Below are 23,787 nucleotides of genomic sequence, written 5' to 3' on the forward strand. Positions count from 1 at the left end.
TGACCTTTAGCCGATAATAGAGAGCAGTGCAGGTCAAAAAAGCGGAGACAATACCGTCCTAGTGTATCATGTCACGCGCTCAAGCCCTATAAAAGTGCATACTATCTGTGAATTTTTGAGCCTTTCTGAGTTGCCAAGCCTTACTGCTTAGCTCTCTAGAACATAACATTGCTGTAATTTACTGTATATTTGTTCCTGCCAGCGATATTCGATATCGCTCGCGATAGCCGCTCATGTTAAACTGCCTGTAAAATATAGATAGCGAAAAAATAGACGAAGCAAACGTTATTCTATAAAGTATAGCCATGTTTTGCTGTATGCTATGGCACTGTATTCCTATGCCATATTCAAATACAGTATGAAAATACCATTGGGTTTTATTGACAGTGTTTGCCATTTAAACCGTTTGAATATGATTAAATGCATTTGATCTATTACAGGCTTACTATAAAAGCTCTATGTATCAGACCCAATCTACCAGTACAATACGTCATAACAAAAACTGCATTCGATGAAAAACGTGTTGCTTGTGCATCGCTGAATACTCAGCATCGTTTTTTATCACTAACCTTTTATATAGCATGATAGCACTGCTGCTATTATGCGTCTTGTGTCGGAGAAGAAGTATGCAAGCTGTTGGCAATACGTTTATCAAACTGTCCTCAATAACCTTACTTGCGCTTAGCGTCAATCTAGTAGGTTGCCAGACATTCAAAAACTTGACTGGCGCCAAAGATGTCGACGCGGTAGAAACAGCGGAAAAATCAGAGCAAGGTTACTATAACGATGCCATCGCCCAAATCGATAAAGGTCGCTATGTTCAAGGTGTTGAAGAGTTGACCAATTTGCGTACCTTCTACCCAACTGGGCAATACGCCGAACAAGCATTACTTGATATGATGTACGCACAGTATCAAGGCGATAAATACGAGATGGCAGCAGCGAGTGCTGAGCAATTCATCCGTCTATATCCTTCTAATCCGCAAGTCAGCTACGCCTACTATGTACGCGGCGTTGCCAACATGGAAGGCTCGTCTGAGAGTTTGAAGCTGTTTAAACTAAACCAAGCGGAGCGTGACACTGCGTATCTACGTATTGCCTTTGCCAATTTCCAAGAGCTTATTAGCAAATACCCAAACAGCCCCTATGCACCAGATGCCGCCCAGCGCATGACATTTATCTATAATCAGTTTGCTGAAAGCGAGATGAGCGCAGCCAACTGGTATATCGAGCGTGAAGCTTATGTGGCAGCTGTCAACCGTGCCAAATGGGTCTTCCAGTACTATCCACTGAGTGAATCAGTACCAGATGCTATCGCAGTCCTAGCCTATAGCCACGAAAAACTTGGTTTGACAGATTTGGCAAATGAATATAAAACCTTATTGCAAATCAACTATCCAAACATGCTGACTAGCAACGGCAAAGTCAAACTGAGCACCAAACGCGATCGCACTTGGCTCAATAAGATTACCTTTGGACAGCTTGGTCGCTCAAATACGGCGGATACATCAGTGGCAACTGGCGAATATAACGGCGCGACCAAAACCCAAATGATTCGCAACGCAAATCAACTAAGATTGCCAAGTGACAATACTGCTAGTGCTGCTCGTGCAACCACTGCCAATACTTCTGCAGCTTTTAGCAGTAATAACAGTAACGGCATCAATATTGGTTTGGGTCTACCGGAAGCGTCAGCTGAGCGAGTGACCAGTCAATCAAGTACTGGCTCGACAGCGAGAGAAGCCAATGTTGATCCACAAAACGTTAACCCAACACGCCGCACTACGCTTGAGAACGACAGCAATAGTATCCTACTAGCGCCATCAGATATGGACGACGAATAATCACGTTCAGTGACTTGATTGAGTCAACACCGTCTATATGATTAATAATAAGGCCAACACTATGTTGGCCTTATTTTTCTAGTGGTATGCTATTCGCTCTGCCCCAATATAATTGACCTATGGTAAACTGTTTTTTGTATGAGCATTCCTAACCATATTCTTGAACAACTCAATAGCCAAGCTGACCTGATCAGCATCATTGGTCGACATACCACGCTCAAACGCGCTGGTAGTGAGTTTAAGGGCTGTTGCCCTTTTCACGGTGAAAAATCCCCATCCTTTTATGTCAATCCACAAAAAAACATCTATCACTGTTTTGGCTGTAGCGTCGGTGGCAATGCCATCAGTTTTTTGCGTGATTACGAGAATCTCACCTTCATCGAAGCAGTCAATGAACTCTCTAAACAAACAGGCATTGAAGTACCAAAAGAAGAGCAACAGAACGTCAGTTATCAACGCCGCGCACCCAAACCTATTGCACCGCCGCCAGTTCACAATGTACCTAGCCCAACGATAGAACACAGCAAAGTAAATCAAGACGGTGCAAACCAAGACAACTATCAACACAACCATCAAGACAGTCATCAAAACAATGCTGCCCAAAGCGACCAAAATCACATAGACCAGTCAATTTATGATGACGCTCAGGGTTACGATAATTTCCCGCCGCTAGACGCTTACGAGTCAGCGCCTTATTCGATGGACTCTTATTCTTCAGAGCCGTATTCGTCAAACCAGGCAGACGATGATGGCTATCCGCCAGTGTGGCTGACAGATAACGATGCAAGTATGGCTAGCATTGATCAGAACGCTGATCAAGATGGCAACCTGTACGAATTGCTAGAGCAGATCCAGCAGTTCTATCAGCATAATCTACACACTCACCCTCATGCCAAGCAATACTTTTTGTCACGCGGACTCACTGAAGAGACTTTTGAGACTTTTGGTTTAGGTTACGCGCCATTTGGCTGGCAACATCTTGAGCACCAGTTTCCGCAAGATATTGAAGGACTTAAGGCCCTAGGGCTCGTGCGCCAATCAGAGTCTGGTCGTGACTATGATCTGCTGCGTGATCGGGTTATTTTTCCTATTCGTGATAACCAAGGTCGCACCATTGGTTTTGGTGGTCGGGCGCTCGATGATGAGGTCAAGCCCAAATACATCAACTCCTCAGACTCGCCCGTCTTTCATAAGCAGCACGTACTCTATGGCTATTACGAATCACGGCAGCAGCGTGCTAACGACTGGCTAGTAGTCGAAGGCTATATGGATGTCATTGCCCTCTATCAAGCAGGCATCTATGGGGCGGTCGCCTCGATGGGTACGGCGATCAATGAGAGTCAAATATCGCGGCTATTGACACTTAATCCGACGCTTACTTTGAGCTTCGATGGCGACAGTGCCGGACAAAAAGCCGCTTGGCGTACGCTTGAAGTTGCCCTGCCTGTGCTTGCTGATGATAAAGAGCTGCGGTTTTTAACCCTACCTAACAATCATGATCCTGATACCTTTATTAAGAGTCAAGGTAGCGATGCCATGCGTGAGCAAATCAGCCAAGCCATGCCGCTATCACAGTATATTTTTGCGTACTTAAGTGAGCGTTACGATATGAGTCTGGCTGAAGGCAAAGCCAAGCTCATGTCCCAAGTACGCTCGTTGACGACCGCTTTGCCTAAAGGCAGTAGCTTTCGCTATTTGCTCAATAATGACGTTTATCAAAAGCTTGGCGGTAGGCGCAGTCAAAATGTCGAGGCCAAAGATGCGCTGCTAGATTTTGATGGTGACATGACCATCAGTCAGCAATTGCAGCTTTGTTTTTTGTTTCAGCCGCGCGCGTTAATCGACGACCCTATTGAGTCGATTTGGCAACAGTCAGGGATTAATGGCTTACATCTACCTGCGCATATCAAACAAAAGGCTTCACCCGATACGCTGCGTCCGCTTGCTTGGGAAGACCTGCAAGATGCTGCTCTGCTTGATATCGTGAGCACTATCAAGCGCTGCCTCAATTATTTGCCAAAAGATGCCAACGCAGCGGCGCATTTTATTTTATCAAATGTGAAGCCTGCCACTCAGGATATGCTGAGCCGTAATTGGGGCAGTTTTTATAAAGCGCTAACCGCACGCAATATTTTGGGGCTTGATGGCCTAATCGAAGAGCTAGTCAGCCAGTTGCTTGAGCGCAACATGAAGAAAAAAATACAAGAGCTGATAAAAAACCCTGATCATATTAAGCTTGCGATCGTCCGCAAGCAAACCCAATTGTTGAACGATTGGCTACGGGCACAGCAGGCAGAGCAATCGGCACAGATGGTCACTGTGCAGTCTTAATTTTTAATTATCAAATCATGCCCCTTTAAAATTCTAGCCACTGCCCCCACTACTAATGATTATGCCCAGTAGCATGAGTCACTCCTAAATCATTTAGCGGATGGCAAATAATCGGCAAAAAATGGTCGGTAGCTATCACTAGCTCGTGCTTGACGACTGCGGTCTGTGTTAAACTGTGTCGCTGTATATTGACAGCACTGCTTGGTGAATGATTGTGAGCATGCATCGTTAAGCACAAATTTTAGGTATTATTTTACGTATCAGCTTTTAGATACTATTTTTGAGTATTAAATTTTAAGTACTACATTCTTTTAGGTACTGTATTGAAGTCTTTTTAGTTTTTCTAATTTTTAGCTGTTTTTTAGCATTGTTATTGTAGTGTTTTGAGCCTTTATTCATATCAACTCATTTTTGATATTATTGACAACCTCTACGCCATATTTTGATCAATCGATTGATAAGATCAACGCAAAGAGCGAGCGATAGCGAGTCACAATATAAAAATGTCCGATGCAAGTAAGCGAGTATTTATGAACGATAAGTCAGTTTCTAAGTCCACATCTCAACTGGCCACCTTAATCCAAATGGGCAAAGAGCAAGGGTATCTTACCTACGCTGAGGTGAATGACCAGCTGCCCGACTCTATTACCGAAAGCGATCAGATCGAAGATATTGTGCAGATGCTAACCGATGTTGGTATCAAAATCTTTGAATCAGCTCCTGATGCCGATGACATCTTGATGAACGATGATTCAAGTGATGATGACATGGCAGCAGATGAAGCAGCGGCGGTACTCGCCTCTGTTGAGACTGAGCCTGGTCGTACCACTGACCCTGTCCGTATGTATATGCGTGAGATGGGTACGGTTGACCTTCTCACCCGTGAAGGTGAGATATCCATTGCTAAGCGTATCGAAGAAGGTATTCGTGATGTGCAGCATGCTATGTCTTATTGGCCTGGCACCGTACAGTTCGTCCTTGATGAATACCAAAAAGTACAAGATGGCGAAAAGAAGCTATCTGACGTCATCACTGGTTTCTTAGATCCTGAAACCGAAGAAGACAAAATCGCCGCTCAAGAAGCCAAAGATGCGGCAAAAGAAGAGCGTGAGCGCATCAAAGAAGAAAAAGAAAACCCACCTATCATCAAAGCTAAAGTGAATGCCAAAGCAGCCGCACTTGATGATGATGAAGACGAAGACGAAGATGACGTGGAAGAAGAAGCTGAAGAAGAAACCAGCGGTCTCGATCCAGAAGAAGTACGTTTGCGTCTAGAAGAGATCGAGCATCTATTTATTAAAGCCAAGCAAGCCTTGCTTGATTATGGCCGTGGTAGCGTACAGGCTGATACCGCGTATGCCCTACTTGCTGAACGCTTTATGATGCTAAAGCTAAACAATCGCTTGTCAGACCAAGTTATGGCGATTATGCATGACGTCTATGACGACGTACGTAAGCAAGAGCGTCAAATCATGCGTTTGGTGATTCGCCGTGGTCGTATGCCGCGTGAAGAGTTCCGTAAAACCTTCCCTAGCAATGAAACCAATGTGGATTGGTTGATTGAACGTATTAAAGGTAAGCCTGCATTTGCCGGCACGCTAGAAAAAGTTACTGACGACGTTATTTTACTCCAGCGCCGTATCCGTGACTACGAGCAGCAGCTCGATATGAAAATCCACGACATGAAAGATGTGGCACGTCGTATGGCTGTTGGTGAAGCAAAAGCTCGCCGCGCGAAAAAAGAAATGGTTGAGGCCAACCTACGTTTGGTTATCTCTATCGCCAAAAAATATACCAACCGCGGTCTACAGTTCTTGGATCTTATCCAAGAAGGTAACATCGGCCTGATGAAAGCGGTTGATAAATTTGAATATCGCCGTGGTTATAAGTTCTCCACCTATGCTACATGGTGGATTCGTCAGGCGATTACCCGTTCTATCGCTGACCAAGCGCGTACCATTCGTATTCCTGTGCATATGATTGAGACCATCAACAAAATCAACCGTGTTTCACGTCAGTTGCTACAGGAAATGGGACGCGAGCCAACGCCTGAGGAATTAGGCGAACGCTTAGAGATGGACGAAGTCAAAGTCCGTAAAGTGCTGAAGATTGCCAAAGAGCCTATCTCTATGGAAACTCCTATCGGTGATGATGAAGACTCACACCTAGGTGATTTCATCGAAGATGGTACCATCTCAAGTCCTGTTGACGATGCAACGGCGGCTGGTCTACAAGAAGCGACTCGTGATGTATTGGGTAACCTGACTGAGCGTGAAGCACGTGTCCTAAAAATGCGTTTCGGTATCGATATGCCAACGGATCATACTTTGGAAGAAGTCGGTAAACAGTTTGATGTCACGCGTGAGCGTATTCGTCAGATCGAGGCAAAAGCACTACGTAAGTTGCGTCATCCATCACGTTCTGAGCACCTACGTTCTTTCTTAGAAAATGACTAAGCCTTTAATTAGTTAAGTATAAAAAAAGCCGAGTTTATCTCGGCTTTTTTGTGTCTGTTAATCTATGTTATCAATGCGCCCCTAAGCTTTGCTCAGCATCGGGATTATCATGCACACCGAAATTGTCTATCATCGTCTGGCTTGCCTCGTTCAAACCGATAAGCTCTACCTCAGTGCCTTCACGGCGAAACTTAATAATGATTTTGTCTATAGCAGCAACTGCTGTCACATCCCAGAAATGTGCTCGCGACACGTCAATAACTACTTTAGAGACAGATTCTTTGATGTCAAAAGATTCCATCATACGCTCTGCTGATGAGAAAAATACTTGACCATCAACGTGATAATAACGTGTTCGTTCTGCTTCATCCATATGACTATGCACACTCATATAACGTTCAATTTTATTCGCAAAGAACAGTGCTGACAGCAGCACACCTATCAACACCCCATATGCCAAGTTATGCGTCGCGACTACCACAGCAACCGTCGTCAGCATCACGACGTTACTTTGTAGCGGTTTGGTTTTTAGCTCTCTAAAAGAGCCCCAGTTAAAGGTACCAATAGATACCATAATCATCACAGCGACAAGCGCAGCCATTGGGATAATCTTTAACCAATCACTTAAAAACACAACCATTAATAACAAGAATACGCCTGCCACTAAGGTCGAGAGGCGCGTATAGCCGCCAGACTTCACATTAATGATAGATTGACCAATCATCGCACAGCCCGCCATTCCACCAAAGAAACCGCTTATAACATTGGCAATACCTTGACCTTTGCATTCTTGCGTACGATCACCTTTGGTATCGGTCAAATCATCCACAATGGTCATGGTCATCATAGACTCAAGTAAGCCAACTATCGCCAGACTAATAGAGTACGGAAAAATAATAATCAATGTATCTAAGTTCAATGGGATATCGGGTATCAAAAATATCGGTAAGGTATCAGGTAGCTGACCCATATCATTGATGGTTCGAGCCTCTGCGCCTAATAGAATGGCTACAGCCGTTACCAGCACAATACTGACCAGTGGCGATGGAATGATTTTGCCAATTTTTGGTATGTATGGATAGCCATAGATAATCACTAGGCCTAGTGCTACAAGACCATAAACGTGTACTAGGTTTGAGCCTGCTTGCGGCATCAGCTCAGGAATCTGCGACATAAAAATCAAAATGGCCAAAGCATTAATAAAACCTAGCACCACCGATTGAGACACATATTTCATCAGATTACCCAGCTTTAAGAAGCCAAAAATAATCTGTATCACACCTGTCAGCACACTAGCTGCTAGCAAATATTGCAAGCCGTAATCTTTGACCAGTGTGACCATGAGTAGCGCCATCGCGCCAGTCGCCGCTGAAATCATCGCTGGACGTCCACCGACGAAGCTAATGACCACTGCGATACAAAACGAAGCGTAAAGGCCTACTTGGGGATCAACACCGGCGATAATGGAAAAAGCGATGGCTTCAGGAATAAGCGCTAAAGCGACGACCATGCCAGCTAGGACATCGCTTCTCATATTGGCTAGCCAATGTTCTTTAATCTTATTTAACATGTTTAACTCAGTTTTTTAGGAACTGCTTTAGTCTGCCAATAAACAACGTATCTAACAAATCTCTAGGAGATATATAAGGAATATCTAACATGAAAAGTCTGACACATCTCTATCTGGGCATATTGCCCATCAGATAATGAATATAAAAATGTGAACTGTTATCGTTAGCGAGTTATTGTCATAACTTACTTTAGTAGTTTGATATTAATGATCTAATCGATACATCGAATAATGATACAAACGTTAAAGCAGTGCATATGCACAAGAAAAAGCGTCAGACGCTTTATGAGATTCATTGCTGTCAAGAGCAATGTTTACTGAGGAGAGGTAGAACTAGGGTGGCGTAGTCATCTTTATAGTGGACAGCTTTTATGGGTTTATGAAGTGAGATTTTTTGCCATTTTAACATAGGTGAGTTCAGTTCATGAAATCCTAAATCAACTTGAATTCGAATAATCAAATTCATCATTAAACATTTACTGTTTTATTTTTACTAAATTATCTTTACGATTGTCTCAACCGTAAAGATAATGAGCCGCTTTGTTTTTCTCGGCTATGGCTAAACCATCAAGTCCTTATTAACATTATAGTTTAACAATCCTTGCACCAAAATCCACAAGTAAACCCAAAAACTCTGCTGGCTTTATCCCCAAACTTTCGGGTGTGTACAATGTCGCCTGATTGTCTGACTGCCATTTTTTAATAAACTCATTGAGTAATAAGCTCGAACACAGCCCGGTTAGCGCAGACTGACCTTTAGGAAACTCAATGGCTAGCTTGCGAGTACGCTCTACTCCGGCATGACTTCCCGTTATGGATACAATGATTTCGGCCGCAGCCTTATCTTGTGTGTTTCTAAAAGAAGAGGCCTCGCTGGCAATATCAAACCTAATATTTTTTGCACCTGTTACGGCTCGTAAACTCACTGTATCAAGTGAAGCAAAGGACGTTCCTATGACCTCTCGACCATCAATCGTAGATATTTTATGATGTATAGCATCCTCGATTAACCATTTTCTCTTTCCATTCTCATAAGAAAATGCTGAGGGAACACCTGATTGTAATCGCTCCATATCCTCGAATGCAGCAGGACCATAGGTGTCTTCTGGATCGAGCACCACACCGATATTAAGTGTAGAAACTGAATCAAACTGCTCTGCCAAGTGTAGTGCTAAAAATGTTGCAGCACCTGCAGCCCAATGACTAGCGAGTAGTACTGGGCCTGAGTTGGTCAATGCATATTCTGCTAACTCAGCACCAATCTCAACCATGCCAGTCACAACATTTATATAAGGTATCTTGCGATTTTGTGCAAGGCGTAAACCATGCATACCAGAATCTGGAGCAAGCATCAAAACAGCACCAATCTCGATACGATCGTCTATCCCCAAGTTGGGCCGTTCTACATCAATGGCGAGTGAAGATGCGTTTCCTACTTTGAGAGCGAGTTCATCAGCGAGCGCCATATTTCTACCACCAATATAAATGGCTTGCTCAGGATTGATCGTGCGAAACCACTCTATCGCTTGTTGACCAACAACGCCTGTCGCGCCTGCAAAGAGTATAGGATGTTTAGTATTCAAAATTTTTCTCCTTTCATAAGTAACAAAACTCATTTGAGCTTTTAAGACAACACAAGCCCACTCCATTCATCTCTAATTTTTTATCTAACGCTTGTCATCTGGTATTCTTGCAATCACTTTTATCTCAAAATCAAAACCAGCAAGCCAAGTCACACCAATTGCGGTCCAAGCTGGATAAGGCGCTTCTTTAAAAATAGTGTTTTTTATGTTCATTATTGAATCAAGTTGATTTTCAGGATCCGTATGAAAAGTTGTCACATCTACAATATCCTCTAATGTATGACGCAAATTTTCAAAAGCGAGTATTACTTGCTTCTCAAAATCTGGCTCTGCACTGCCGTCCTGAAGGCTGCCTACTTGACCTGAAACGAATAGTAAATCTTTCGATTGAATGGTGGCAGAATAACCATGTTTCTCATAAAGAGAGTGTCTACCCGCTGGAAATACTGCTTTTCTTTGAGACATAATTTGCTCCGAAATGTTTGAATTGATATATATTGAGGATTAAAAGACATATAGCCCTTATAATGGTGCTTATTGTCAGTTAACATACACTGCGTATGTAAAATTAACACATACGTTGCGTATGTCAAGTTAATATACGTGACGTATGTAATTTTTATCATTCAATTTTTAGGGCAAGACTATGTCAAAACGTGCATTAAAAATGGCTGAAACTAGGAAAAATATAATCGCTGCGGCGAGAAAATCATTTGCCGAATATGGTTATTCAGAGACATCAATGGATAAGTTGACAGCCGATGTCAATTTGACTAGAGGGGCGCTCTACCATAACTTTGGAAATAAAAAAGGACTGTTTTCAGCGGTTGTTGAACAAATAGATTTGGAAATGGTAGAAAATGCAAAGGCTAGAGCAGCAGGTTGCGAGAATCTTTGGGAAGGATTGCTCATTGAGGCACAAACGTACATTGAAAGTGCGCTTGATCCAGAAATTCAGAGAATTATTTTATTAGACGGACCTGCTGTATTGGGCGACCCTTCTCTTTGGCCCAGTCAAAATCGCTGCTTATTGTCTACCAAGCAGATTGTGATACAGTTAATTGCAGAAGGTAAGATGAAGGAGGTAGATCCGGAAGCCACTGCCATGCTCATCAATGGTGCTGCTATGAATGCTGCCCTTTGGATTGCAGCGAGTACTGATCCAGAAGTTGCTTTACCCAATACAGTGGCTGCCTTTAGCACCATGTTATCTGGGTTTAGAGCGTGACTTTAAGGGTTTGTGGCACCCGATTGACATGAAGCATGACTGTGTCTGAGCAAAACCTATTTCAGCAAGAGGCTATTTAACCTGCATCTCTTTTATTCTAGATTAGCTATATCTCTATCGCTAGGAAAACCCATGATTGTCCGGCAAACACCCCATCCTTTTAAGATATTTTTCGCCCTTCGCGGTTCAATCATTCCAAAAATATATCCGCAGCTGCTATTAGTTACCATACTTAGTACGCTTATCACAATTATTCAGCACTGGCTTCCTGACTCTTTCCCTTATTATGGTATCGCGACTTTTACCTTGTTAGGGATCGCGTTATCCTTATTTTTGGGATTTCGCAATAACGCCAGCTATCAGCGTTGGTGGGAAGCGCGCGGACTGTGGGGTCAGTTGGTCTATGATTCTCGTAGCTTAACCCGTCAAGTACTCTCTTTTATAGACGAAAAAGACGAGGCTGGACAACAAGCACAGCGAAACATGATTTACCTGACTATTGCATTTGCTCATGCGGTGCGCCACAGACTACGTGGCACTGAGCCTTGGCAAGATATCGAACGCTTTGTAGACCCTATACATCATGCCAGCATGCGCCAAGCGAAAAATTTGCCAGATTATTTAATGCGCCTTATGGGCAAGCAACTCGGCGATATTCGGCGTCAAGCGCTCACGTCAGAGCAAATGGTTCAGAACATGGATGAGCGCCTGACATCCATGACGATTGTCTTGGCAGCGTGTGAGCGCATTCTCAACACACCGCTACCTTTTGCTTATATGCTACTGGTACATCGTACGACCTATCTATATTGCATCATGTTACCTTTTGGCCTAGTAGCCTCACTCGGCTGGGCGACTCCGTTGATTTGCGCGGTAATCGCTTATACGTTTTTTGGGTTGGATGCATTGAGTGAAGAGCTAGAAGAGCCTTTTGGGTTAGCGGCTAATCAGTTACCTCTGACCGCCTTGTCACGTACGATCGAGATCAACTTGCGAGAAGCGTTAGGAGAAACCAACATCCCACCTGATATCACGCCTATTGATGGCTATTTACCGTAAGCGTTTGAGTCATCTCCAAGCGTAACAAGGCAAACTAGAGGCAAAGGCAACTTGAATAATCCACCGCACGCCACTATAAATAGCAGACAAAGATACCGTAGGTAAGAACCTCTACTCTAACCAGCTGATCTATTCAAAAATATTATCTATAAAAGCGAGGCTCATATCATGAGTGATGATTCAAAAGACAACAACGACAACAATGCAAATAACCTAACCAGCAATCAGCCATCAGTGAAAGTCACTGATTTGACGCCAAATAAAGGCGTTCTGAAAGGAAAAAAAACAGACATTCAAAACCCAGAGCTTTGGGAGTTCCCAATGAACTACCCACTCAGCATCATTGGTCATGAAGGCGAGCACGAGAGTTTGCTTAATGAAATCAAGCTGATCTTGGGTAGCCAATTCCCTGATTTTGATTTGGCGTCTATTGAAGTGAAACCTTCTAGAACGGGTCGTTTTCATTCAGCACGGGTCAATCTGTACCTGACAGCCGCTGATCAAGTCAATACGCTTTATGCGTCACTCGACAATGCTAAAACCGTTCGCATGGTTTTGTAAATCGTTCAGTCAGTTTTAGCACCTTTTTGGTCCAAGTCGTCACTCTTACGGGTGGCGATTTTTTGTGGTTTGATGTACAATCTGCGCCCGAATTATTGCTACCATGATTAGTGTTATTGGTCGACAATAACCGAGAGAATGAAAAGTAAATCTCACGATATTTTTACAAAAATTTTATTATTAACCGCATTTGCGTCTAACCCTTATCCCATCGTCCTTTGCCAAAATTTGGACTGCCTACAACCTTGTAGCAACATAGTTTTATTCTAAAATCAATATAGTATTTTCAGAATTTTCCCGCTATATTGTGCCTACCAATTAACAAACACGCTATATGTAGTACTCAGTGATTTTAACCATCACTATGAGTAGTGGTAGTCTTTTGTCCAAAAAACAGCTAGCACAACCCCGCATAATAGCGTTATAAAGAATGTCTGCCGCTGCTTTGGCGCGCGACATCACAATAAGCAATCAAATAGAGGCCAGCATGACACATATTGACAAAATCCAAGTAACCAAACGTGATGGACGTTTAGAGCCTATTGATTTAGACAAAATTCACAAGGTAATAGCGTGGGCAGCTCACGGCTTGGACAACGTGTCTGTGTCTCAAGTTGAGCTAAAGTCGCACATCCAGTTTTATGAAGGTATCAAGACTCGTGACATTCACGAAACCATCATCAAATCTGCCGCCGACCTAATCTCTGAAACCACGCCTGACTATCAATATCTGGCTGCGCGTTTGGCTATCTTCCACCTACGTAAGATTGCGTACAACAGATTTACCCCGCCGCATCTGTATGACCATGTTAAAAAACTCACTGATGCTGGCAAATATGATGAGCATATCCTAGCGGACTATAGCCGTGCTGAATTTGATGAGTTAGAAGAGTATCTTGATCACTGGCGCGATATGAATCTTGCTTATGCCGCTGTTGAGCAAATGGCTGGTAAATACTTGGTACAGGATCGTGTGAGCAAAACGGTTTATGAGAGCCCGCAGTTCTTGTACATGCTCGTTGGTATGTGCTTGTTTAGCCAATACGACAAGTCAGATCGTCTTGATTTCGTCAAACGCTTCTATGATGCAACCTCAGAATTCAAAATCTCACTACCAACGCCTATCATGTCTGGTGTGCGTACCCCATCGCGTCAGTTCAGCTCGTGCGTACTGATCGAATGTGGTGATAGCCTAGACTCAATCAACGCGACCACTAGCGCCATCGTACGCTATGTATCGCAGCGTGCTGGTATCGGCATCAACGCAGGTCGTATCCGTGCCCTTGGTAGCCCGATCCGTGGCGGTGAAGCACAGCATACTGGCTGTATCCCATTCTACAAATTGTTTCAGACTGCTGTGAAATGCTGCTCACAGGGCGGCGTCCGTGGCGGTGCAGCGACCCTATTTTACCCACTATGGCATTTAGAAGTTGAGTCATTACTGGTACTGAAAAATAACCGCGGCGTCGAAGACAACCGTGTCCGTCATATGGACTACGGCGTCCAGTTAAACAAAACAATGTACACGCGCCTGATCAAAGGCCAAGACATCTCGCTATTCTCACCAGGCGACACCCCAGGCTTGTATGATGCGTTCTTTGAAGATCAAGACAAATTCGAAGAGCTATATACCAAGTACGAAAATGATCCTGCTATTCGTAGCCGTCAAATCCCAGCAGCAGACTTGTTCAGCCTAATGATGCAAGAGCGCGCCAGTACGGGTCGTATCTATATCCAAAACGTCGATCATTGCAACACGCATAGCCCATTTGACGCGACGGTTGCCCCGATTCGCCAGTCAAACCTATGTATGGAAATCGCGCTACCGACCAAGCCACTGGATAACATCAATGACGAAGAAGGCGAAATCGCGCTTTGTACGCTATCAGCGGTCAACTTGGGTAAAGTCGAAAACGTCAGCGACATCGAAGAGCCAGCTGAGCTAATTGTTCGTGCGCTTGATGCCCTGCTCGACTATCAAGACTATCCAGTCAAAGCGGCTCAAAACGGCAGCATGCGTCGCCGTACGCTAGGTGTGGGCGTAATCAACTATGCGTACTACTTAGCTAAGAATGGCGCACGCTACTCTGATGACAGCGCGCTTGGTCTGACCCATCAAACGTTTGAAGCATTGCAATTCTATCTCTTAAAAGCGTCAAATAAATTGGCAAAAGAGCAAGGCGCATGCCCTGCGTTCAATGAGACCACGTACTCACAAGGCATCTTGCCGATTGATACGTACAAAGCCGACTTGGACAAAATCTGTCAAGAGCCGCTACATCTCGATTGGGAAACGCTACGTGGCGAGATCACTGAGCACGGTCTACGCAACTCTACCCTAACCGCCTTGATGCCGTCTGAGACCTCAAGTCAGATCGCCAACGCGACCAACGGTATCGAGCCACCACGTGGTCTGGTCTCTATCAAAGCGTCAAAAGACGGCATCTTAAAGCAAGTCGTGCCTGAGATTGATAAGCTAAAAGATCAGTACGAGCTACTATGGCAAATGCCAAACAATGACGGTTACCTAAAGCTGGTCGCTATCATGCAAAAATTCGTCGATCAAAGTATCTCTGCCAATACCAACTACGACCCAGTTCGTTATGCTGGTGGCCGTGTACCGATGAAGATATTGCTAAAAGACTTGCTAAACGCTTATAAAATGGGTGTGAAGACGTTGTACTACCATAACACGCGTGATGGTGCGAACGATGCCCAAGCGGATATGGAAGATGATTGTGCTGGCGGGGCTTGTAAGATTTAGGATTGTAAGAAATTCTTTTTGAGGAGTATTTGCATTTCTGATGGATGGCGGGTTTGGCTTCTAGGTTAAGCTCGCCTTTTTTCTGCCACTTGATTAGTACACTGATGCACTATCTAAATTTTAGAATGTATAAAAATATCTAACATTGCGATAATTATTAATTCAATGTGTTATATCCAATAATATTATATTTAGTGTAAATAGCATATTGGAATTGTACAGACGGTACTAATACAGGATGATTTTATGAACTTTACTGAACCACAGTTTAAGAAAAAAAGTTTTAACTGTCCTCTATGTGGAACATTTGCGCATATGGACTGGAAAAGGCTACACGAATCAACTACATTTGTTAACTATTTTATATCTAATTGCGCATACTGTAGTAAAAACAGTCTATGGAGAATAACTAAATTTGAAGGAATTCATAATGAACCAACAAACGCTGAATTAATATACCCAGATTTCGGTTTTGCCTCACTGCCTGATAATGACATGCCCGATGACGTAAAAACTGACTATGAAGAAGCTGCTAAAATCTTTTCTAAATCGCCTCGTGGTTCAGCAGCTTTATTGAGACTAGGGTTACAAAAATTATGTAAGCATTTAGGTGAGGATGGAAAGAATATAGATCAAGATATTCGTAGTCTCGCTTCTAAAAACATATTACCACCCATGGTTGTCAAAGTTGCAGATACAGTTCGTATAACAGGCAATAACGCAGTTCATCCTGGCACAATGTCGAATGAAGATTTTGATAATGTAGCTTCTAAAATGTTTGATCTTTTAAACTTCATAGTAAAAAAAGGTATCTCAGAACCTAAAGAACTTGAGAGATTATATCAACTTACACCAGAAGGCCCTAGGAAGAGTGCAGAAGCCAAAGATGCTAAATCAAGGCAAGACTAAATAAGCAAATGTAAGTTGGGTTAAGCTTGTGACAACCAACCACCTTAAATAAATAATTTGTTAAATTTCTGTTTATTGACACCAATCTCTAAAACCTTAATGAGATTAAATTATAGGGTGTGCCCAGCACGTAGGTTGGGTTGACGAAGGAAACCCAACGGCTTGAGTCTTTGTTGGGTCTCGTACCTCGACACCAACCTACTCAAAAGCATAGGAAGCGGATATTTTGTAGGGTGCGCCCAATTCAGAAGAGTTGTTAATAAAAAAGAAAGACGCCCGACTATAGCGGTATCCTGCTGACGACGATGGCGATGCGGTCTGTGACTGAGCGTAGTATCGAGACCACAGGAATGCGGTCAGACACGATAGACTGCACGCCAGCGGCAAAGCAGATACAAGCGGTAGGCGGGATTGGCTACTGTTATAATTAAAACATACAAACAGAATAAAACGACGGAGGTCATGTGCAATATACCGCAATCATCAAAGACGGTGGTTTGTTTATCCCAAACGTATTTTCAGACCTAAACGATGGTGGCTCGCATATCGTACAAGTCGAGGTTGATATTGCAGCGGTGCGTCAGCAGTTAGGTGTGGATGAAGCACCAAAGACAACTGTCGCCAAAAAAAGCGTGGCAAAAGCAGCCAAAAAACCAGTATCAAGAGCAGCTAAAAAAGACGTAAAAACAGCAGCAGAAGATGCGGATGTGAGCACCCTGCGCAAAAGCGCACTTGATGAATTAGAAGCACTCGATGATAGTGAGCTGAGCGAGATATTTAAAGCCTATATGAACGATGGACAAGAGTCGTCACAGATATCGCTAGAGAACCTCTAAGCTAAAACGCTATAATCCAAAAACGTGCCATAACCTCAAATCAAAACCAGTCAAACCCCTATAAATTAATAACCGTATCAATTATAAAGGCAGTCCCATGACTTACTCGATTTTTTCTCAAACGCCAAACAATGCGCTAACAGAGCCGATGTTCTTTGGTCAGCCCGTCAACGTGGCACGCTATGACCAACAAAAACACCCGATCTTTGAACAATTGATTGAAAAGCAGCTATCATTCTTTTGGCGTCCAGAAGAAGTCGATGTATCACGCGATCGTATCGACTTTAGTAATCTGTCCTCGCATGAGCAGCACATATTTTTGAGCAACCTCAAGTACCAGACCCTACTCGACTCGATCCAAGGTCGTAGTCCAAACGTGGTGCTATTGCCACTGGTGTCTATCCCTGAGCTTGAGACGTGGATTGAGACATGGTCATTCTCTGAGACCATTCACTCACGCAGCTATACGCATATCATCCGTAATATCGTCAATGACCCAAATATTGTCTTTGATGACATTATGCAAAACGAGCACATTTTAGGCCGTGCCTCTGATATCGCCCAGTACTATGATGAGCTGTACCGCAACTCACAGCTATATAGCCTGTACGGTCCAGGTACGCACAACATCAATGGCGAGGAAGTCACGGTTGATCTAAGATCACTCAAAAAGCAGATGTACCTGTGTATCATGGCAGTCAACGTCCTAGAAGCCATTCGTTTCTATGTATCGTTTGCTTGCTCGTTTGCTTTTGCTGAGCGTAAATTGATGGAAGGTAATGCTAAAATTATTAAACTGATCGCGCGTGATGAGGCGCTGCATTTGACGGGTACACAGCATATGCTGAACCTCATGCGTAATGGTCGTGACGATCCTGAAATGGTCGAGATTGCCGCAGAGTGTTATGAAGAAAGTATCGAGATCTTCCGTAAAGCTGCTGAGCAAGAAAAAGAATGGGCAGGCTATCTGTTCAAAGACGGCTCAATGATTGGTCTGAACAAAGACATCCTGTGCCAATACATCGAATACATCACCAACTTGCGTATGGAAACCGTCGGCTTGCCAGCAGCGTTCCCGAACTCAAAATCAAACCCAATCCCGTGGATCAACACGTGGTTGTCGTCTGACAATGTGCAGGTCGCTCCGCAAGAGACTGAAATTAGCTCGTACTTGGTTGGTCAGATTGACTCTGACTTATCAGACAGTGATTTTGATGACTTTGAATTATAAAAGCTCTGAGCTATAAAAATCTAAATTATAAGAGCTTTGAGCTACAAAGGTTTGAGCGGTAGAAATTTGACGCTATAGAGTTTCTACCGCTGTAATCGTCTTATGGGTTAATAGTAGGGATAGTAATAGCACAGACATATCCCAATAGGATCGACAATGACTTGGGTAATGACCAGTAAAAAGCAGTTCTATCTGCATGATGATGAAAGTCTGCTAGATGGACTGCTACGCACCGGACACGATGTGAACTATCAATGCCGCGAAGGCTATTGTGGTAGCTGCCGAGTCAAACGTATTGCTAGCTCGCATACGGTCGATTATCCATTTGACCCGCTAGCGATGATTGAGGACGATGAGATCCTGCCCTGCTGTTGCCGTGTACGAGGGGTTATCTATATCAATCATGAATTTATTGAAAAGCCTTAGCAAAGTTATGTATAGATAAAGCTAGCCTTTTACTTCTAGTTTCAAAAACATCAGCCCCAACAAAAAGCGCGCCCCTTTTAGAGAAGAAGCGCGCTTTTTTGTGCAATTTAGCAGTACACTTTATTGTGTTACGGAGTCTTGCTCAAACAGTTTCATCAGTTCTTCGCGCATGCGATCACGCTCTGCTTCTGACATCATAGGTGCTTGTTGATCACCTTGGATACTGCCGCCCATCCCATCCATGCTCTCACCCTGTAGAACGACAGGACGATCAATAGGTTCTTGTACGGGACGCTCCTCTAGCATTATTTTTACTTGAGCGTTTTTACCTTGGCGCAATATTTGTGCATTCAGCTCTGTCGTTGGTGGCTTGCGAGCGACATACTGAATCAAGGTATTGGCATCAGTCATCTCGACACCATCGATGGTTAGGATGATGTCGCCAACGCGCAGACCACTCTTGGCAGCAGGACTGCCTTCGATGACGTTTAGCACTTCCACGCCAGTTGACGTCTCTAGCTGCGTTGGGTCACGTAGCTGTGACTGAATCTCGATACCGAGCCAACCACGACTGACACGACCATCTTTGATCAGCGCATTCATTACTTGCTCGACCAATGATGTAGGAATCGCAAAGCCAATACCCATCGAGCCACCAGAGCGCGAGAATATCACCGTGTTGATACCGACTAGCTCACCACGAGCATCGACCAGCGCGCCACCTGAGTTACCTGGGTTAATCGCCGCATCCGTCTGGATAAAGTCTTCGAACTTATTGACGCCCAGTCCAGTACGCCCAGTCGCTGAGATAATTCCTTGAGTTACCGTCTGACCGACCCCAAATGGATTACCGATAGCCAATGCCAAATCGCCCACACGTATTGGATTTTCGCGGAAACCAAGCGGTGTCAGCCCTGTCATATCAACCTTGATCACTGCTAGGTCACTATCTGGGTCAGTGCCGATGATTTTGGCGCGGCTCTTACGACCGTCGTTAAATGCGACTGTAATTTCATCCGCTTTTTCGATGACATGCGCATTGGTCACGATATAACCGTCTTCTGATACAATCACACCAGAGCCTAAATTGGTATTACCCTGCTCTTGTGATGGGCCACCATGATATTCAAAAAACCGGCGCAGTACAGGATCATCCATATAAGGATGCTCGGTCATCGTTTGTGTGGTGTAGATATTGACAACCGACTGCGACGCACGCGCAACTGCATTATGATAAGAAGAGATGGGCGCTGGTGTATCCGCAACAGGTTCTGACGCTTGCTGCTCCGCAGGCGGGGTTCTCGGCGGCTCCCACGTGGCCTCCGACGTCGACTTCATACTCGTGAACAACCAGATAAATGCCACTAACACTAGCAGCAATAAGACCCAAGGTAACCATTTTAATAAAGACGCCTTGTTATTGGTGTTCTGGGATGACGACATATAGAACCTCTATAAATTTAATGCAGACGGACAGTGAGAAATAAGGTGAGAAAACTGCGACTATTCGGCCATCATGGCTTGATTAGGCAATTGCTTGATTAGGTAATTGATAGCCAGAGCTAGGCAGACTCACATGTATAAATTATAACCGCAATGCCGTGAAATAGTAACGTATCGTGTACCATTTCAGTTATCCATCTTGTCTACTCTTTTACAGTGCCATGTTAAAATCACCGCTATCAGATATTTGCGATAGATAATGGTCAATTATTTATCTTTTATGAGTCTCTGTCTTTAAGTGACTTTTTTAAACAACTATATTTGAATAATAATGCATTACTGCAAGGCAATAACAATAAGGAAACCTAATGACCCAAAACACGACTATTGAACCCTCAACCAACAGCATCAGCGCACAAGCATTGACGCAATTTTGTGATGAGTATCTATCTGCTAGTGCGTTCAAAGACTACGCGCCAAATGGCCTACAAGTAGATGGCGGTCGTCCAATACAGCGTATCGTCACAGGTGTGACAGCGTGCGAGGCGCTGATTGATGCGGCTATCGCTGACAATGCCGATGCGATTATGGTCCATCATGGGTATTTTTGGAAAGGCGAACCTGCGCCTATCATAGGCATGAAAGGTCGACGTATCCGCAAATTGATGCAACATGGTATCTCTATGATTGGCTATCATTTACCGCTTGATGCACACCCCGTGATTGGTAACAATGCAAAACTGGCAGACGTGCTAGATATGACGATTACTGGCGCGCTCTATCCCAACGAATCACACCCTGTTGGTAATATCGCCACTTGCACACCGCAGAGTGCTGATAGCCTCATCGCAAAGATTACCCAAGCGCTCGGTCGTACCCCACTACATATTTCGTCCAATTATGAGAATCATGCTGACGATAATGCGAAAACGACTGCCAATAGCGAGAGAGTGATCAAACGTGTCGGTATCTGTACAGGCGGCGCGCAAGATATGATTGAACAAGCCGCAGTCATGGGCTGTGATGCATTCATCTCTGGTGAGATCTCTGAGCGTACTACGCATATTGCTCGTGAGTTGGGTATTGATTATTTTGCCTGCGGTCATCATGCGACAGAGCGCGGTGGCATTCAGGCATTAGGAGAGATAGTCGCCCAAGAATATGGACTGCCAGTGACCTTTATTGATATTGAAAATCCAGCTTAGTATTGCCAATGTATCGCCAATTACATAGCCATAATTAGGACAAAAGTAATGGGCTGAATAAGTAGCGATTCTAGGCGCGATTTTGGCAGTTATTGCAAGAGTCATTGATAAGTTTGTGATCGGCACGCGTATAACATGGCTAAATTTAACCGTTTATATCGCAATTGTTAAGTTTTATCGCTTTTTTCTTAACTCCACTTGAATAATGCAAGCAGTAACCGCATATTACTACCTGTAAGAAAGAACGTTTTGTCATGAAACTTCCCATTATTACAGCTTCCGGTTATGGCGCTAAAATAATGCTGGCGGTTATCTGAAACTTTATTATGCTCTATGAGCAATGAAATTTTGGAACGTCGCCAGTCACAACACGATGTATACACTCGATATTTGGTTTATAGCGTGTTTTCATTTTTAGTGTCGCGATGACAGTTTTGCACCACCTTTTTGATAGCATACTTTTATCAGCTACCAAATATGGCTGGGTTGCTTACCCTCATTGCTGGACAATTAACTTTAACAGCTAGACATCTTACTACTAATCGCTCAAGGTGTCGTTAGCTATTAAAGTTAGCATTACCAAAGCAAATGGATATATTGGTCTCAATGGCCAATCATTATCTCACCGCTTTGCTTGATGTCGTTGTCTCAATAACTTACTCATGACCTTACCTATGTTTGATATATAGTTGTTTGGCCATTAGCCATATTGCGTTATCGATGAAGGAATCATCTGATTTACATCCTTCGCGTAGTCGTGCGTCCAGATTTTGAGACGACTGTTTTATGCTTTTATTTTGAGCATATAAGCGACACATCGATAGCGGGCTGACCCATAAATCCACATCGCTAACTCTTAGAGAGAGCATGCTAGTGGCGCTATAATCAAGCAGGATGACTGATACTTATTTTATTCAAAGTATGATGTCGTCTGAAATGCTGTATTGATACATGCCAAATGATGTGCATGTATTTTTACGCGTTTTTGCGGTAAGAAGGATGGCTAAAATCAGGAGACATCCATGCAACGTATTACTTATCGTGTCAAAGGATCTGCGCAAGGTGCCAAACGCCGTATTTCTCATTTACTGCGTCCATCTAAACGCCTACTTAACACCAAAAGTAACATCGTTTCATCTACCCCTACTGCGTCGGGTCGTTTTGCCAGAACCAAGAAGCTGGCACAAGTATCCAGTATCGCTTTGCTCTCTTTGCCTGCACAGAGCCTAACGACAATGAATACAAAGGTACCAGCCTATGCCAATGTCATGCTGGAAAACACCTTGACCATTGCCGCTGTCCCAGGTGATAGTACTTATTTTGCCACTGATGGCTTCCAACATGGCTTTGGTTTTGATCTCGTGCGCACCTATGCAGACGAGCTCGGTGTGGATATCAATCTAAAAGCCTATGCCAATGAAGAGGCTGCACTCAGGGCCTTGAGATCAGGTGACGCTGATATGGCGTTGACCACGGCTAGTACCAAACTAAAAAGCCAGCTCAATCTGTCATCTATTAATGTCAGCTGTGGCTACGACTCAAGCTTGACTAAAAATGGTCTGCATCCAAAAGTCAGCTGGACGTTCAGCTCACCTAATGATCCACTGTCCAAAAAAGCCAGTTACTTCTTGTGCGATAGCATCAAGCTAAAAAACACACAGAAATTAGCGGCATTCTACAATCAGAATTTGCTAAAAGACGCTTATAGTCAGGATCATTTCCAAAAAACACTGACAGAAAAACTGCCTGATTATCAGTCTTCGTTTGAAGAGCAAGCGCGCAATTACAATCATGATTGGGAATTGTTGGTTGCTATGGGTTATCAAGAGTCACATCTTGATGCCAATGCGGTATCTCCGACTGGCGTACGCGGATTAATGATGCTGACCAATAATACTGCAAAAGCGATGGGCGTGTCAGATCGCGTTGATCCTTATCAAAGTATCGGCGGCGGCGCTCGTTATCTAGAGCAAATGAAAGCAGATTTCGCCGATGTTCCTAAGACTGATCGTGTCTGGTTTGCACTTGCTGGTTATAATATGGGTCCAAATGCGGTAAAAAGCATTCAGCGCAAATTGCGCGACCAAGGCATTGATGACAAGAGCTGGGCGAACGTTTATGCGTACTTGGCGGACAACAAAGCATCAAACAGCCGTTATGGTCAAGCAATGCACTATGTTAGCAACATCAGAAGTTATCTTGAATCTATCAAAACTCAAACTGTCTAGTTAATAGACTCCATTAGATATCAGATATATTAAGACACCCAATTTTTACGTAAAAAAAGCTGCTCTTATATAGAGCAGCTTTTTTATGCGTTACGATTTATGTGGGCGATATT

Annotated in this window: 18 protein-coding genes; 14 read left to right on the top strand and 4 right to left on the bottom strand. The window is 43.7% G+C overall.

Going from position 1 to position 23,787, the window contains the following annotated elements:
• Window positions 1-626: 626 nt before the first annotated feature.
• From bamD to rpoD, 3 genes are all read left to right on the top strand, one after another.
• Complete coding sequence (gene bamD / locus ACTXGK_RS24225; RefSeq protein WP_443515269.1) at window positions 627-1,844, top strand: outer membrane protein assembly factor BamD; 1,218 nt, start codon at window positions 627-629, stop codon at window positions 1,842-1,844.
• 138 nt (window positions 1,845-1,982) lie between these two features.
• Window positions 1,983-4,175, top strand: coding sequence for a DNA primase (locus ACTXGK_RS24230; protein WP_443515267.1), 2,193 nt, complete (start codon window positions 1,983-1,985; stop codon window positions 4,173-4,175).
• A gap of 530 nt (window positions 4,176-4,705) precedes the next feature.
• On the top strand, window positions 4,706-6,631 hold the full coding sequence (gene rpoD, locus ACTXGK_RS24235; RefSeq protein ID WP_201600514.1) for an RNA polymerase sigma factor RpoD: 1,926 nt from the start codon (window positions 4,706-4,708) through the stop codon (window positions 6,629-6,631).
• Window positions 6,632-6,701: 70 nt separating this feature from the next.
• Here the strand turns inward: rpoD and ACTXGK_RS24240 are convergent, their stop codons facing one another.
• From ACTXGK_RS24240 to ACTXGK_RS24250, 3 genes are all read right to left on the bottom strand, one after another.
• A complete protein-coding gene (locus ACTXGK_RS24240) occupies window positions 6,702-8,201 on the bottom strand; it encodes a SulP family inorganic anion transporter (protein ID WP_443515265.1) in 1,500 nt (499 codons plus the stop codon).
• A gap of 584 nt (window positions 8,202-8,785) precedes the next feature.
• Entirely contained in the window at window positions 8,786-9,784 is a 999-nt protein-coding gene (locus ACTXGK_RS24245) for a saccharopine dehydrogenase family protein (protein ID WP_443515263.1), read from the bottom strand.
• Between the two features lie 84 nt (window positions 9,785-9,868).
• The gene (locus tag ACTXGK_RS24250; protein ID WP_443515261.1) at window positions 9,869-10,249 is read right to left on the bottom strand and encodes a RidA family protein; all 381 of its coding nucleotides are present in this window, start codon (window positions 10,247-10,249) and stop codon (window positions 9,869-9,871) included.
• Between the two features lie 181 nt (window positions 10,250-10,430).
• On the opposite strand from ACTXGK_RS24250, the gene ACTXGK_RS24255 reads away from it, so the two are divergent.
• The 9 genes from ACTXGK_RS24255 to yfaE all read left to right on the top strand — a co-directional run bounded on the left by ACTXGK_RS24255 (window position 10,431) and on the right by yfaE (window position 18,798).
• Window positions 10,431-11,012: a TetR/AcrR family transcriptional regulator gene (locus tag ACTXGK_RS24255; protein ID WP_443515259.1), complete on the top strand. Its 582-nt coding sequence runs from the start codon at window positions 10,431-10,433 to the stop codon at window positions 11,010-11,012.
• A gap of 132 nt (window positions 11,013-11,144) precedes the next feature.
• Entirely contained in the window at window positions 11,145-12,071 is a 927-nt protein-coding gene (locus tag ACTXGK_RS24260) for a bestrophin family protein (RefSeq protein WP_443515257.1), read from the top strand.
• Window positions 12,072-12,239: 168 nt separating this feature from the next.
• Window positions 12,240-12,632 carry a YbeD family protein gene (locus tag ACTXGK_RS24265; RefSeq protein WP_443515256.1) on the top strand — a complete coding sequence of 131 codons (393 nt, stop codon included), beginning with the start codon at window positions 12,240-12,242 and terminating at the stop codon, window positions 12,630-12,632.
• A gap of 487 nt (window positions 12,633-13,119) precedes the next feature.
• Window positions 13,120-15,396, top strand: coding sequence for a class 1a ribonucleoside-diphosphate reductase subunit alpha (gene nrdA, locus ACTXGK_RS24270; RefSeq protein WP_443515255.1), 2,277 nt, complete (start codon window positions 13,120-13,122; stop codon window positions 15,394-15,396).
• Between the two features lie 246 nt (window positions 15,397-15,642).
• Window positions 15,643-16,305: a DUF4145 domain-containing protein gene (locus tag ACTXGK_RS24275; protein WP_443515253.1), complete on the top strand. Its 663-nt coding sequence runs from the start codon at window positions 15,643-15,645 to the stop codon at window positions 16,303-16,305.
• Window positions 16,306-16,610: 305 nt separating this feature from the next.
• Window positions 16,611-16,736: a hypothetical protein gene (locus tag ACTXGK_RS24280; RefSeq protein ID WP_443515251.1), complete on the top strand. Its 126-nt coding sequence runs from the start codon at window positions 16,611-16,613 to the stop codon at window positions 16,734-16,736.
• A gap of 33 nt (window positions 16,737-16,769) precedes the next feature.
• The gene (locus tag ACTXGK_RS24285; RefSeq protein ID WP_443515249.1) at window positions 16,770-17,141 is read left to right on the top strand and encodes a hypothetical protein; all 372 of its coding nucleotides are present in this window, start codon (window positions 16,770-16,772) and stop codon (window positions 17,139-17,141) included.
• Window positions 17,142-17,238: 97 nt separating this feature from the next.
• A complete protein-coding gene (gene nrdB / locus ACTXGK_RS24290) occupies window positions 17,239-18,372 on the top strand; it encodes a class Ia ribonucleoside-diphosphate reductase subunit beta (protein WP_443515247.1) in 1,134 nt (377 codons plus the stop codon).
• Between the two features lie 156 nt (window positions 18,373-18,528).
• Complete coding sequence (yfaE, locus tag ACTXGK_RS24295; RefSeq protein WP_201600991.1) at window positions 18,529-18,798, top strand: class I ribonucleotide reductase maintenance protein YfaE; 270 nt, start codon at window positions 18,529-18,531, stop codon at window positions 18,796-18,798.
• A 120-nt stretch (window positions 18,799-18,918) separates the two neighbouring features.
• Here the strand turns inward: yfaE and ACTXGK_RS24300 are convergent, their stop codons facing one another.
• Window positions 18,919-20,241, bottom strand: coding sequence for a S1C family serine protease (locus tag ACTXGK_RS24300; protein ID WP_443515245.1), 1,323 nt, complete (start codon window positions 20,239-20,241; stop codon window positions 18,919-18,921).
• 368 nt (window positions 20,242-20,609) lie between these two features.
• On the opposite strand from ACTXGK_RS24300, the gene ACTXGK_RS24305 reads away from it, so the two are divergent.
• Both ACTXGK_RS24305 and ACTXGK_RS24310 read left to right on the top strand, forming a co-directional pair.
• Window positions 20,610-21,446, top strand: coding sequence for a Nif3-like dinuclear metal center hexameric protein (locus ACTXGK_RS24305; RefSeq protein ID WP_443515244.1), 837 nt, complete (start codon window positions 20,610-20,612; stop codon window positions 21,444-21,446).
• A gap of 1,022 nt (window positions 21,447-22,468) precedes the next feature.
• Window positions 22,469-23,674, top strand: a complete 1,206-nt coding sequence (locus ACTXGK_RS24310; protein WP_443515242.1) for a transglycosylase SLT domain-containing protein — start codon at window positions 22,469-22,471, stop codon at window positions 23,672-23,674.
• The last annotated feature ends 113 nt before the right edge of the window (window positions 23,675-23,787 follow it).

Source organism: Psychrobacter sp. T6-5 (assembly GCF_052258485.2).
Classification (GTDB): domain Bacteria; phylum Pseudomonadota; class Gammaproteobacteria; order Pseudomonadales; family Moraxellaceae; genus Psychrobacter.

What these genes read in the sequence shown, in the direction of transcription:
- ACTXGK_RS24275 (WP_443515253.1), top strand. Translation starts at nt 15,643, where the DNA reads ATGAACTTTACTGAACCACAGTTTAAGAAAAAAAGTTTTAACTGTCCT.
- ACTXGK_RS24300 (WP_443515245.1), bottom strand. Translation starts at nt 20,241, where the DNA reads ATGTCGTCATCCCAGAACACCAATAACAAGGCGTCTTTATTAAAATGG.
- ACTXGK_RS24240 (WP_443515265.1), bottom strand. Translation starts at nt 8,201, where the DNA reads ATGTTAAATAAGATTAAAGAACATTGGCTAGCCAATATGAGAAGCGAT.
- ACTXGK_RS24265 (WP_443515256.1), top strand. Translation starts at nt 12,240, where the DNA reads ATGAGTGATGATTCAAAAGACAACAACGACAACAATGCAAATAACCTA.
- nrdA (WP_443515255.1), top strand. Translation starts at nt 13,120, where the DNA reads ATGACACATATTGACAAAATCCAAGTAACCAAACGTGATGGACGTTTA.
- ACTXGK_RS24230 (WP_443515267.1), top strand. Translation starts at nt 1,983, where the DNA reads ATGAGCATTCCTAACCATATTCTTGAACAACTCAATAGCCAAGCTGAC.
- ACTXGK_RS24260 (WP_443515257.1), top strand. Translation starts at nt 11,145, where the DNA reads ATGATTGTCCGGCAAACACCCCATCCTTTTAAGATATTTTTCGCCCTT.
- ACTXGK_RS24310 (WP_443515242.1), top strand. Translation starts at nt 22,469, where the DNA reads ATGCAACGTATTACTTATCGTGTCAAAGGATCTGCGCAAGGTGCCAAA.
- rpoD (WP_201600514.1), top strand. Translation starts at nt 4,706, where the DNA reads ATGAACGATAAGTCAGTTTCTAAGTCCACATCTCAACTGGCCACCTTA.
- bamD (WP_443515269.1), top strand. Translation starts at nt 627, where the DNA reads ATGCAAGCTGTTGGCAATACGTTTATCAAACTGTCCTCAATAACCTTA.
- yfaE (WP_201600991.1), top strand. Translation starts at nt 18,529, where the DNA reads ATGACTTGGGTAATGACCAGTAAAAAGCAGTTCTATCTGCATGATGAT.
- ACTXGK_RS24250 (WP_443515261.1), bottom strand. Translation starts at nt 10,249, where the DNA reads ATGTCTCAAAGAAAAGCAGTATTTCCAGCGGGTAGACACTCTCTTTAT.
- ACTXGK_RS24280 (WP_443515251.1), top strand. Translation starts at nt 16,611, where the DNA reads ATGGCGATGCGGTCTGTGACTGAGCGTAGTATCGAGACCACAGGAATG.
- ACTXGK_RS24305 (WP_443515244.1), top strand. Translation starts at nt 20,610, where the DNA reads ATGACCCAAAACACGACTATTGAACCCTCAACCAACAGCATCAGCGCA.
- ACTXGK_RS24255 (WP_443515259.1), top strand. Translation starts at nt 10,431, where the DNA reads ATGTCAAAACGTGCATTAAAAATGGCTGAAACTAGGAAAAATATAATC.
- nrdB (WP_443515247.1), top strand. Translation starts at nt 17,239, where the DNA reads ATGACTTACTCGATTTTTTCTCAAACGCCAAACAATGCGCTAACAGAG.